Genomic DNA, 11,847 nt, shown 5'->3' on the forward strand with positions numbered 1-11,847 from the left:
ATGGCGGCATGCGTAGCAGTGAGGTCGCCTCTGTCACCGGGGTGAATGTGCAGACGCTGCGGTACTACGAGCGCCGCGGCCTGTTGGCGCCGCCGCCGCGGTCGCCGGCCGGGTATCGGGCATATCCGGCCGACGCCGTGGCGGTGGTCCGATTCGTCAAACGGGCTCAGGGGCACGGGTTCAGCCTCGACGAGATCGAGGACCTGTTGCATCTGGCCGAGGGCGGACCGGAGGACTGCGACACGGCGCGGGAACTCGCCGAGGCCAAGCTGGCTCAGCTGGCCGAGAAGATCGCAGACCTGCAACGCATGCAGCGGTCCCTCACCGATCTCGTCGCCACGTGCGAGCGGCCACGCATCGACCGGTGCTGCCCCCTCTTGCACGCCCTGCACACCGAAGGAGATGACCGATGAGGCTGGAAATCCTGCAGGTTCCAGGTTGCCCCAACGTGGCGTTGCTCGAACAACGGCTCGAGAATGTTCTGGCAGATCAGCAGTCCGAGGTAAGAATCTCGCATCGGGTGATCGACGACCCGGCGGCCGCCGCCGACGCCGGCATGACCGGCTCACCCACCCTGCTCGTCGACGGCGCGGACCCGTTCGCCACACCCGGGCTGGTGCCGAGTGTGTCCTGCCGGCTCTATCCCTCCGAGGGTGGCGGGGTCGGGGGCGCCCCGTCGGTGGCAGCGTTGCGACAGGCGCTGCACACGGCCGCGGCCGACACGGCGGCCGAGCCCGCCGATGACGGGGGCGACTGCTGCTCGGTGGGTATTGCGGCGGAATCGCCGCTGGTCGGGTTGGGTGGATGGCGCGGTGCGGCGCGGCCGCAGACTCCGGCCGAGCGGACGGTCCATCACGCGATTCTGAGGGCGTTCGCCGACCGCGGAGTGCCGCCCGAGGAAGCTGAACTGGACTCGGTGGCAGCCGAATTCGGTGAGCCAGGTCGGCTGGTTCTGGACCGGTTGCACACTGCGGACGTGATCCGGCTCGATCCGGTCGGGCGGATCGCCTCGGCCTATCCGTTCTCCCCCTCACCGACCCCGCACCGGGTCCGCATCGGGGGCGGGGCGGATGTGTACGCGATGTGCGCTGTGGATGCGCTGGGGATGTCCGCGATGCTCGGCACCGAGGTGGTGATCGAGTCCGCCGACCCGGTCACCGGTGAGCCCATCACCGTGACCGTGCGGGGTGAGAGTGCCGTGGCGAACCCGGCCACGGTGGTGGTGTTCGTCGGCGCCGAGGCCGGGCATGGCCCCTCCGCGGACACGTGCTGCACCTCCCTGAACTTCTTCACCGCCCGCGCCACCGCCCAGTCGTGGGCCCACGAGCATCCGCAGGTCGGCGGCATCGTCGTCGACCTCGCCGACTCCACCCGACTCGGGGCGACGATCTTCGGCGGTGCGCTCACCACCTGATGCCGGGGCGCGCTCAGTCGAGCGTGAGCTGGTGGCGGTGGAAGTCGAAGTGCTTGCCCGGGTATCGGTACACCTGTTCGAGGGTCATGGTCTCGTCGAAGAACGGATCCCAGCGCACCGGGAAGTCCATGCTGCGCCGCAGGTTCGTATCCGTTTCGCGGGACAGGGAGCGTTGCAGCTTGGCGATGACACGGTCGCAGTGCGGGCCATCCGGCGGCGGTCGAATACGGTCGCCGCCATGCACGAGCCGAGGTAGTTGATCTCGTGGAACACCGGTGTGGTCGCGTCCAGGGCGCGGGCGAATCCGCGGCCGATCGGGTCGGGCAACCGGGAGAACACCCGGACCAGCACCAGCAGCCGGCGCACCACCATGTAGCCGAACACCATGTGGAACAGCAACTGTTCGTTGGTCCAGCGGGTGCCGTTCGAGCGGCGCTCGAAATCGGCCGCCGTGGCGTGATCGAGGAGCTCGTGCAGTGTCCGCCGGGCACGGTCGAGGTCGGCCGCGATCTCGGCCCGGTCCACCGGTTGCTCCTCCGGCATAACAAACCTCCGACGCCGCCGCGGCCCACCTTCGAGGCTCATTGTCCGCCCGTGGGTGGGCGCCGAGCCAGCGCCGGAGGAAGTGCAGGTGCGGGGTAGGTCCGGCTCAGGCCGGTGCCGGAGAGGTATCCGTGGCCGCGGGCAGCAGGCGCGGCACCAGGCGGACGTAGACGACCATGCCGACCACCTCGACGAGGGTCTGGGTGACCACGACGACCGCGGCGACCGCCAGCTGGTCGGGCAGGGCCAGCGCGAGGGGCAGCACGACCAGGGAGTTGCGGGTGGCTCCGCTGAACACCACCGCCCGCCCGGACGGCGGGTCCAGCCGAAACAGCCGGGCGACCAGCAGTCCCGCGAACGCCATCACCACCAGGAACACCACGTAGAAGGGCACCACCGCGGCCACATCGGCGACCCGGCCCTCGAGCTTGGGCACCTGGGAGGCGACCACCACCAGCAGGGTGGCCGCCATCAGCGGCACCATCAGCGAGGTCGCCGCCGCCGATGTCGTCCGCCCGGATTCCGCTCGCGCCGCCCAGAACTGGGTGGTCCACGCCAGTGCGAGGGGGATGACGATCAAGACGATGAACGCGGTGACGAACGGGCCGACCTCGACGATGTCGGACAGGTCCGAACCCAGGAACAGCACGAGAAATACCGGGAGCAGCAGCATCTGGGTGAGCAGCAGCAGCGGGGTCGCGGCGAGCAGGCGGCGGCTACTGCCACCGGCCAGCCCGGAGAAGACGATCACGTAGTCCACACACGGGCACAGCAACACCAGCAGCACACCGACCCGCACGGCCTGATCGGCGGGCAGGAAGGTGAACATCGCAGCGACGACGAGCGGAACCACCACGAAATTCACGACCATCGTGGCCGACAGGAACCGGCCGTCACGCAGGGACCGCAGCAGCTCGGCGGCCGGCACCTGCAGGAACGTCACGAACAGCAGCGCGCCGAGGACCGGGTTGATCGCGTGCTCGAGACCGGGGCCCGCTGCCGGTGCGGCCCAGCCGATCCCGGCGCCGGCGACCATCGCCGCGAGGTAGATCGCCACCTGGTGATGTTCCATTCGTGCGACCACACCCTGCGGCTGCGTCACTGCCTCGTCTCCCTCATCGGTTCGTTTTCCGCACCCGCGCTCGCTTCCCGGGCGCCGTCATTGTCGCCCACCCGGATCGGCGACCGGTCATCGTGGCTCGGGCGCGGTCCGCTCCTCCCGGGCGCCGGAAATTGTGGGTATCGGCAGATCCGCAGCCGGCGCGGCCGGCGCGGGGGGGGGGGGGGGGCAGGACGCGGGTGCGGAGCGGCGATGACGGAGCGTCCAGCCCAGTGCGACTGCGGCGACGAGCGCCACCACGGCCAGCGCGGGCACCCACACCGCGCCAACCGCGAATGCCGCGGTCAGTCCGCCCAGGACCGAGAGGATCGGCCCCGCGCAGCACACCGCGCATGCCCCGACCGCGGCGACACCCAGCCCGGCTGCCTTCCACCGCGCGGCGCCGGGTCGGCCGGTCGCCGTCATGCTCTCACTCCGAACAGCTCGGTCACCAGCGGCGCGGCCGCCTCTGGGGCGCGCACACTCAACACGAGCGCGCCGGGGGTCAGCTGCATCGTGAAGTCGAAGAACGCGCAGCAGCCCTGCTCGGCCGCGGCGAGGCGCGCCACGTCGGCGACCAGGTCCGGGTCGGCCGGGAACCGCAGCCGGAGCCCGCCGTCGATGTCCTCACGGCCCGTCGCCGAGTCCAGCACCTGCCGCCACTGCTGGATCCGTTCGCCCTGCTCGTCACCGCCCAGGGTGCAGGCCACCGGTACCTCCGGTCTGCCGGCGATCGTCGGGGTCGGGTCGGGTCGGGTCCGGGTGAAGGCGACCGTGACCGGTGCCGCCGGGGCGGTGGAAAGGCAGCCGCAGTCGGGTCCGCAAGCCCCCGCCGGCGGCGGCTGTGACAGGTCGGTGCGGACCCGGGTCAGGTGCGCCGAGAACGCGGAGAGCTCGGCGATCCGGCGGTCCGCCTCGGTGATCCGGTCGGTGATCATCGGCAGCATCCGCTGCCGCACGTGCGCGCAGACCCCCTGTTCCCACACCTCGAGCAGCTCCCGGATTTCCTCGAGCGGCAGCCCGAGGTGTTTGGCCGAGGAGATGAACGCCAACCGGTCCACCGCGTCGTCGTCGTAGACCCGGTATCCCGACGCGGTCCGCGCCGCGGGCAACAGGCCCGCGGTCTCGTAGAACCGCAGGGTCGTGGCCGGCACCGCGGCGAGCTCCGCGAGCTGGGAAATCCTGTACGTGCCCATGCCACCGACGGTAAACCTTCGCCTCGACTCGAAGGTCAAGTCGAAAGATGCGTGAGACCGCGAGGCGCTATCAGACTGTCAGGGCGCTGCGGCGTTCGAGGAAGACGGTGTCGCGCCAGATTCCGTCGAGTTGGGCGATGCGCTCGCGCACCCCGATGGTGCGGAATCCCGCCGAGTGGTGCAGGGCGATGCTGGCCCGGTTCTCCGGGAAGATCGAGGTCTGCAGCGTCCAGATACCGGCCTCGTCGGCGGCGATGACCTGGGTGCGCAGCAGGGCCTTGCCGACGCCGCGCCCGCGCATCCCGTCGGCGACGTAGACGGAGTTCTCGGCCACTCCCTGGTAGCAGTCCCTCCCGGAGGTCGGAGACAGCGCCGCCCAGCCGACCACGACGTCGTCGATCTCGGCGACCCACCGATGGCCGGGCAGCCACTGCGCGTCCAGGGTTTCCCGGGTGGGGACTTCGGTGGTGAAGGTGGCGGTGCGGGTGGCGATCCCCTCGCCGTAGATCCGGCGCACCGTCTCCCAGTCCTGCTCGCGCATCGGGCGGACGGTCACGTCGTCGGGGAGGTCGTCCGGGCAGCACGGGCGCGGGGTCAGCACCCCCATCACCGCATCGGCGGCGTGCGGGAGGCCGGTGCAGCAGGACGGGTTCACTCTGACGACGGTGCTGGTGCGGTCCTTGTGGACGGTGACGAAGCCGACGTCGGCGAGCTTGCGGACGTGGTGCGAGACGGTGGGCTGCCCGATCCCCAGCGCCTCGGCCAACTCACCGACGGTGATGCCCGCGGGATGGCTGGCGACCTGATGCAGCAGTCGCACTCGGGTCGGGTCGGCGAGGCAGGCGAACCACCCGGCGTAGGTGGCCGCGTCGTCCGGCGCCAACGCATCCGCCTGCTCGGCGCCGGGGGTGCGGACGGCCGGCATGTCCAGGGAAGTCATGGGTTCACTATATCGATATCCGTCGATGGTTGCATTCATCGACAGATGTCGATACTCTCCGAACTTAGAGGATCGATGAACGTCGATGGAAGGATTTTCGAGATGAACACCTTGCCCGTAGTCGTCGTAGGGGCCGGACCGGTCGGCCTGGCCGCCGCGGCGCAGCTGCGTGAGCGCGGCCTGACGCCGCTGGTCTTCGAACGCGGGGAGAGCGCCGGTGCGGCGATCGCGGAGTGGAATCACGTGCGGCTGTTTTCCCGCTGGGGTGAACTGATCGACCCCGCCGCCCGCCGCCTCCTCGATGCCATCGACTGGGCCGCCCCGGACGACGAGGCGTACCCGACCGGCCAGGACTGGACCCGCGACTACCTGGTCCCCTTGGCGAACGCGCTCGGCGACGACATCGTGCAGCTGAACACCGAGGTGGTCGGCGTGGCCCGCCGCGGCCGCGACCGGGTTGTCGACGCCGGCCGCGACACCGAACCGCTGTCGGTGCACCTGCGCCGATCGGACGGCACCGAGGGCCGCATCACCGCCCGCGCGGTCATCGACGCCTCCGGCACCTGGACCACCCCCAACCCCCTCGGCGGGGAGGGCCTGCCCGCGCTCGGTGAGCGCGACGCCGTCGGGGTCATCGAGTACCGGGTCCCGAACCTCGCCGACCCGAAGGTGCGGGACCGGTATGCGGGCAAGCACATCGTGATCGCCGGCAGCGGGCACTCGGCGATGACCGCGATCGTCGCTTTGGCCGACTTGGAGAAGCAGGCGCCGGGCACCCGGATCAGCTGGGTGCTGCGCCGCGGCGACGTCGGCTCCACCTTCGGCGGCGGCGACGACGACCAGCTGCCCGCCCGCGGCGCCCTCGGCCTGCGCGCCAAGGCGGCCGTGGACGCCGGACTGCTGACGGTGGTTCCCGGATTCCGCACCGCCACCATCGAACCCGCCGACGACGATGACCGGGTGGTGTTGGTCTCCGACACCGGTGCCCGCATCGACGACGTCGATCGGGTGGTGGTGCTCACCGGGTTCCGGCCCGATCTGTCCTGGTTGTCGGAGATCCGCCTCGGCCTCGACCCGGTGCTGCAGGCCCCGACCCAGTTGGCGCCGTTGATCGACCCGAACGTGCACTCCTGCGGCACCGTCTACCCACACGGCGTCGCCGAACTCTCGCATCCGGAGCCGAATGTGTTCCTGGCCGGGATGAAGAGCTACGGCCGCGCCCCGACGTTCCTGGCGATGACCGGCTACGAGCAGGTCCGCTCCATCGCCGCCACCCTCGACGGGGACCATGACGCGGCCGCCCGGGTCGAGCTCACGTTGCCCGAGACCGGGGTGTGTGGCGGGGCGGGGGTGTTCGACGATCCCGACACCCCCGCCGACGCCGTGGATGCCCCCGCTGGGTGCTGCCCCGCTCCGGACCTGGCACTGATCAGCCTCACCACTACCCGCGCGGGCGGATAAATCGGTGGCCGACACCAGTGCCCTGCCGCAGACCACTCCGACGCTCGATCGGGGTGGTCTGCGGCGGGTCCTGACGGTGCTGTGCCTGACCGAGATCACCAGCTGGGGCATCCTGTACTACGCGTTTCCGGTGCTGTCGGTGTCCATTTCGGCGGACACCGGGTGGTCGCTGCCGGTGATCGTGGCGGCGTTCTCCCTGTCCCAGCTTGCCGCCGCCCTGACCGGGATCCCGGTGGGGCGGATCATCGACCGGATCGGGCCGCGGGCGGTGATGACCGCCGGATCCGTCCTCGCCGTCCCGTCGCTGCTGGTCGTGGCGGCCGCCCCGAACCTGCCGATCTTCTACGCCGGCTGGATCGCCGCCGGGATCGCGATGGGCGCGGTGCTGTATCCGCCGGCGTTCGCAGCGCTGACCCGCTGGTACGGCGACGGCTACGTGAAGGCGCTGATGATCCTCACTCTGGCCGCGGGTTTGGCCAGCACCGTGTTCGCCCCGCTGACCGCGGCGTTGGTGGACCTGTACGACTGGCGGGCCACGTATCTCGCGCTCGCCGCCATCTTGGCGGTGGTCACCGTGCCCGGGCACCTGCTGGGTTTGCGGGGGCGGTGGCCGCACCCACTCGTCCCGACCGGGACGCATCCGGTCGATCACCGCGATGCCTCCCGCTCATGGGCGTTCCTCGCCCTCGTGATCGCACTGAGTTTGGGGGCGTTCGCCGCGTTCGCCGGGGTGTTCAACCTGGTGCCGCTGCTGATCGAGCAGGGCTTCTCCCCGTCCCTCGCGGCCCTGACGTTGGGGTTGGGTGGGGCCGGGCAGGTCCTCGGCCGCATCGGCTACCTGCCGCTCGCGGCGCGCACCACCGCCCGCACCCGGATCGTGATGATCCTCGCCGCGACCGCGGTCACCACCGCGCTGCTCGGGATCGTGTCCACGATGGTCGCGCTGATCGCGGTCGCCATCGGCGCCGGGCTGGTCCGCGGGATCTTCACCCTGATCCAGGCCACCGCGATCACCGACAGGTGGGGTGCCACCCATTACGGGCGCCTCAACGGGCTGATGTCCGCGCCGGTCGTCATCGTCATGGCCCTCGCCCCGTGGGCCGGGACCGCGTTGTCAGCGTGGACGGGCAGCTACGCCCACGCGTACCTGATCCTCGCCGGCGCAGCCGTGCTCGCCGCCATGGTGGCAACCGCGAGCATCCCCCGCGTGGGCGAAAGGGGCAGGGGCAGAAGGGTCCTCAACCCGGCACGCGAACTGCCCGAGGTGACTTGACTACTCGCCGTGATCCGCAGGTGGGTCGGCGACGTTGCGGAGCCCACGGCTGTGGTCAACCAGGTTCGGGCGTTTCGCAGCCGCTGTGGATTCACTCGCTTCGGCATTCTCGCCGGCGTGTGTTTCCTCGCAGATTTACTTCTCCCAGTATGCATCCGATCGTGCCCGCGGCACCCACAGAACGCTCATGCGATGTCCTCTCGGTGTGTAGGACGAGAGGAGATCGCTCCACCAGTCACGTATTTCGCGCGGGTGGGGGACTCTGTTGCCACCGTGCAGTGCCTCATCGGTGTCTTTCCTTTGTACGCCTCGGGGGTGAGGTCTGTCGCACCCAACTGGTCAGGTCGGCGACCCGCCCGGGGCGCTCGGATGCACGTCCATTGCCTTAATGGGATATGCGGGGTAGACCTGAGGTACGGATCCACGGCAGACCAAGGTCGAACCGGAAGAGAAGATTCCACCTCTCGGTCGTGGCACCCAGCACGAGTTGTAGGCACCGACGCAAAAAGCACGGCCCACTAACTGGGCTCAGCGCGGTGGGCCTGCGTCAGGACGAGGGGGTTCTCTGACGCCGAGGCCACATTTGACCCCGCGCAACCATGCAGCTTGGTAACCAGATGTTCGTGCTCGCGGGCGGCGCCCCTTCATCAAGGGCGCCGCCCGACGTATGTCTGGGGAACCTCCGCGTAGCTCCGCCGCCGTGCAGGTCACCTGCTTCGGTGTTGCGTCGACGCAATCACCGGCGACAGAATTGGGTGCCCGAGGCAGTAGCTGAGGGAAGTGGTTCGTGTAGGAGGTCTCCGGGGCGTAAGCACCCCTGTCGGCAGCCCTATCCAGCGGTTTCCAGCCTTGCGCGCCCACCCACCCACAACGAACGCTCCTCGCTTCGGCAGTGGGGCGTTCTGTGCTCGCAGCTGCGCGATCGCAGCAAAAGTGACCACCTCCGCCATGCGCCGAAAACCAATATTACGTCAACTAGTTATCTAAACTCCCTCTACCCCAGTGAGTTTCGAGTTTGATGGCGACCTTGGTGAACCAGCAGTCGAGACGGCTGTGGCCATTACTGGTCGTGGTCGGCTTCGAGTTGACGTTGTTCGACGAGTATCACAGCGCACAGCAGAAGATAGGCGCCGGGGATGATGAGGATGGCGGTGGTCAGGGCGACGATGATGGCTAGTATTTCCATGGCTGCTCCACGGGCAGGGGCTCGGCGAGGGGAGGGGCCCGGATCGGCGGCGATACCGGATGAAGGGCGTCTCTCACGGTAGACGCCTGCGGTGACGATCAGGGTAACCACCACGTGAACATGGTCGGGATCGGTCACAGCCACCCCACCGAGGGCGGACGCCGTCGTACTCACCCATGATGACGGACGCGGCATCGAGGCCTCCTGATCCGAGCGTTCCACCGCCCCTGGTCTGTCTACCAGTCCGCCCACGATGTGGCGGCGACTGGAAACGTCACGCCGGACCCGGACCCGGACCCGCCCAGAGTGTCCGCTCCAGCCCGAATTTACGGGGTGCGTCGCTTCAGGTCACTGATCGATCGAGGCTCTATTCGCTCGATCTGATTTGACTCCGATGACGCCAGTTTCGAGTCTTACGTTCCGGCCTGAGCGTGCGCGCGACGGGCAGCCTCTATCAGAGCTTCGGCGGCACGTTCGGCGCGCTTCGATTCGGTGCGGCTCGTCGGCATATCGGTGTAACCGGACCGCGTCTTGAGGCCGAGCAGCACGCTGAGGTGTTTCGCCGTGGTCGGGTCGACGGACCCGAGCACCGTGACGGCATCCTTGTGGTCCTCGCCCTGCGCATGCTTACCCAGTCGCGCGCAACAGATGACATCCGAGGCTGCGATGCCCGCGTGCACCCACAAGGTCACGACCGCATCGTCGACACCGTCCGGCTCGTCGGCGAAGTCGCGACCGATCTCGGCCAGGTGAAAGAACTGTTCGGCTTTTTTCAGCCGGCCTCGGCGGACCGCCTGGTCACACGGCCGCGTCCGCCCCATTACCGATTACCCCGACGCAGCAACCGGGTGAAACCGGCCCGTGAACCGGCCACCGTCAGCCCCTCCTTCACCACATCCCGCAGGACCGGCTCGTCCGTGCCGCGGCCGGCGATCTCGCTCTGCGCGAACTGCAGATCCCGCGCATCGTTGCCGGTCCATCTGGTCACTTCGGCCATCAGCTCCGCCACCTGTTCATCCCACTCCTCTTCTGCGACGTCGTCCGGCCGGACCAGGAAGATGTCGATGTCACTGTCGATCGTCATCGTTCCGCGCGCAGCCGAACCGAACACAGCGGCATACACCGGGGGAATCTCCCAGCCGGCCAACCGCGCCTCCAACCTGCGCAGGAACTCGCCAGACAAGTCGGCAAGACCCACGACATGAGGGAAGGCCAGGTGCTCACGATTGAGCTGGTACACGAACGCGTTTCCCACCCTCGAAGACAGCACCGTGCCCTGCTTGCTCAAGCGTTGCAACACCTTCCGTATCCCCTCCTCCGAATGGTGGTGCAGCACCCGGTGCAACTGGCCCGTCGTGAATGTCGCCTCAGATGCGGCCGCCAGCGCAGAGAGCACATCACCGTCAAGCGTGGGCGTCACTGTCTGCAGCGGCCGAATCAGATCCATAATTCCGTTCCCTCAAGGCCTCAAGGCTCACGCACTATTGTACGTCTACCCGTACTATAGTACGGGATAGGATCTCGTGGTTGCAGAAAGCGACCTTCGCGCATGCGCTCGTCGGACGGCGGGCGAACCTCGGGGGCGTGCCGATTTCTCACCACACCGCCCACCGTGCAGCCGAGTACTGACTCCAGTGCAGCCGACTCTCGAAACTGACAAGCTCCTCGATCAACACGATTGGTTTACAAAGTATTTGGTTCATGTCTGCCTGACTAGTCGCGCGGTCCCCGTTTCGATCCGGTCGTGTTCAGGTCAGCTATTCCTGGGACCGTTGCCGCGCACCTCGGCGATCGGGCGGATCACGCGCGCGAGGCGGCCTCGTGCTGCCCACTCCCGAGTGGTATCGCTGGTGATACCATGCCGGCGTGTCGAAGTAGACGAAATTCCTCGCGAGGATGCGCGCCAGTCCGCAGAGCGTGACCTACACCGAGCTGTTCAACTTCTGCTGCGACGTCTTCGGGGATCCACGTCAGAACGGCATTTCGCATGCGGTGTTCAAGACGCCGTGACCCGGGGACCCCCGGGTGAACATTCAGAAGAGCAAAGGTGGCAAGGCCAAGCCTTACCAGGTCGACCAGGTCCTCGCCGCTTACGACAAGGTCGTGAAGGAGGCAGACAATGGCTGACGGATCGCATTACACCTATCGGGTGACCTGGTCGGAACCGGACAGCGAGTTCGTCGGCATCGTCGCCGAATTCCCCTCGCTGTCCTGGCTCGCGGAAACCCAGAATGAGGCCCTCGACGGCATCGTCGCCGTCGTCCGCGACGTCCTCGAGGACATGGCGAGTACCGGCGAGCAGCCGCCCGTGCCGATCGCTGACCGCTCCTACAGCGGCATCTTTACCGTGCGGACCTCTCCGCGGGTGCACCGCACGCTGGCGGTCGAGGCCGAGGAGCAGGGTGTCTCGCTGAATCTGCTGGTCAACCAGAAACTCTCCGCTCCCGTCGGCGGCCGCACGGGAGCCGAAACGAAGGCGGGGTGAGGGTGCCGGAGGGTATGCCGAAGTGGACGTGGTTGCCGTAGAACAGGGTCTGGTCGGGCAGGGCGGCGCGGTGTAGTTCGGGGAAAGCTTCGGCGAGTGTGTCCGACAGAGGTCGGCGACGCGGAATTCGTAGCGCATGTGCACTCATTTCTCGACGGCCGTGACGTGGGTCGACCATGTCGATCTTCTGCGTCAACCTGCTATTCGGGTTGTTCGAGGGCGTCGGTGATGCGGTCGTGGACCGGAGGTT

11 protein-coding genes and 1 pseudogene are annotated in these 11,847 nt (G+C 68.3%); 5 read left to right on the forward strand and 7 right to left on the reverse strand.

Annotated features, from left to right (window positions below):
• Positions 1–8 precede the first annotated feature (8 nt).
• A complete protein-coding gene (locus H0B43_RS00810) occupies positions 9–413 on the forward strand; it encodes a MerR family transcriptional regulator (protein WP_185730735.1) in 405 nt (134 codons plus the stop codon).
• The gene (locus tag H0B43_RS00815) at positions 410–1,414 is read left to right on the forward strand and encodes an alkylmercury lyase family protein (RefSeq protein ID WP_185730736.1); all 1,005 of its coding nucleotides are present in this window, start codon (positions 410–412) and stop codon (positions 1,412–1,414) included. Before H0B43_RS00810 ends, H0B43_RS00815 begins: the two co-directional genes overlap by 4 nt.
• Before the next feature lie 13 nt (positions 1,415–1,427).
• On the opposite strand, the pseudogene H0B43_RS00820 reads toward H0B43_RS00815, so the two are convergent.
• The 4 genes and pseudogenes from H0B43_RS00820 to H0B43_RS00835 all read right to left on the reverse strand — a co-directional run bounded on the left by H0B43_RS00820 (position 1,428) and on the right by H0B43_RS00835 (position 5,192).
• Positions 1,428–1,957: pseudogene (locus H0B43_RS00820) on the reverse strand (DinB family protein).
• Between the two features lie 106 nt (positions 1,958–2,063).
• A complete protein-coding gene (locus H0B43_RS00825; RefSeq protein ID WP_185730761.1) occupies positions 2,064–3,029 on the reverse strand; it encodes a bile acid:sodium symporter in 966 nt (321 codons plus the stop codon).
• A gap of 449 nt (positions 3,030–3,478) precedes the next feature.
• Positions 3,479–4,252 (reverse strand): heavy metal-responsive transcriptional regulator, encoded by a 774-nt coding sequence (locus H0B43_RS00830; RefSeq protein WP_185730738.1) that lies wholly within the window; start codon positions 4,250–4,252, stop codon positions 3,479–3,481.
• Between the two features lie 70 nt (positions 4,253–4,322).
• Entirely contained in the window at positions 4,323–5,192 is an 870-nt protein-coding gene (locus tag H0B43_RS00835) for a metalloregulator ArsR/SmtB family transcription factor (protein ID WP_185730739.1), read from the reverse strand.
• 102 nt (positions 5,193–5,294) lie between these two features.
• Here H0B43_RS00835 and H0B43_RS00840 point away from each other — a divergent pair, with 102 nt between their 5' ends.
• Complete coding sequence (locus H0B43_RS00840) at positions 5,295–6,653, forward strand: FAD-dependent oxidoreductase (RefSeq protein WP_185730740.1); 1,359 nt, start codon at positions 5,295–5,297, stop codon at positions 6,651–6,653.
• Positions 6,654–6,657: 4 nt separating this feature from the next.
• Positions 6,658–7,926, forward strand: coding sequence for an MFS transporter (locus H0B43_RS00845; RefSeq protein WP_012687275.1), 1,269 nt, complete (start codon positions 6,658–6,660; stop codon positions 7,924–7,926).
• 1,060 nt (positions 7,927–8,986) lie between these two features.
• Here the strand turns inward: H0B43_RS00845 and H0B43_RS42425 are convergent.
• The 3 genes from H0B43_RS42425 to H0B43_RS00855 all read right to left on the reverse strand — a co-directional run bounded on the left by H0B43_RS42425 (position 8,987) and on the right by H0B43_RS00855 (position 10,559).
• The gene (locus H0B43_RS42425; RefSeq protein WP_269454427.1) at positions 8,987–9,112 is read right to left on the reverse strand and encodes a hypothetical protein; all 126 of its coding nucleotides are present in this window, start codon (positions 9,110–9,112) and stop codon (positions 8,987–8,989) included.
• A gap of 413 nt (positions 9,113–9,525) precedes the next feature.
• Entirely contained in the window at positions 9,526–9,933 is a 408-nt protein-coding gene (locus H0B43_RS00850; RefSeq protein ID WP_012687274.1) for a hypothetical protein, read from the reverse strand.
• On the reverse strand, positions 9,933–10,559 hold the full coding sequence (locus H0B43_RS00855) for a nucleotidyltransferase domain-containing protein (RefSeq protein WP_012687273.1): 627 nt from the start codon (positions 10,557–10,559) through the stop codon (positions 9,933–9,935). Before H0B43_RS00855 ends, H0B43_RS00850 begins: the two co-directional genes overlap by 1 nt.
• A gap of 672 nt (positions 10,560–11,231) precedes the next feature.
• On the opposite strand from H0B43_RS00855, the gene H0B43_RS00865 reads away from it, so the two are divergent.
• A complete protein-coding gene (locus tag H0B43_RS00865; protein WP_012687272.1) occupies positions 11,232–11,597 on the forward strand; it encodes a type II toxin-antitoxin system HicB family antitoxin in 366 nt (121 codons plus the stop codon).
• Positions 11,598–11,847 lie beyond the last annotated feature (250 nt).

Origin of the sequence: Rhodococcus sp. 4CII, assembly GCF_014256275.1 — a bacterium.
Taxonomy (GTDB): Bacteria; Actinomycetota; Actinomycetes; order Mycobacteriales; family Mycobacteriaceae; genus Rhodococcus_F; species Rhodococcus_F wratislaviensis_A.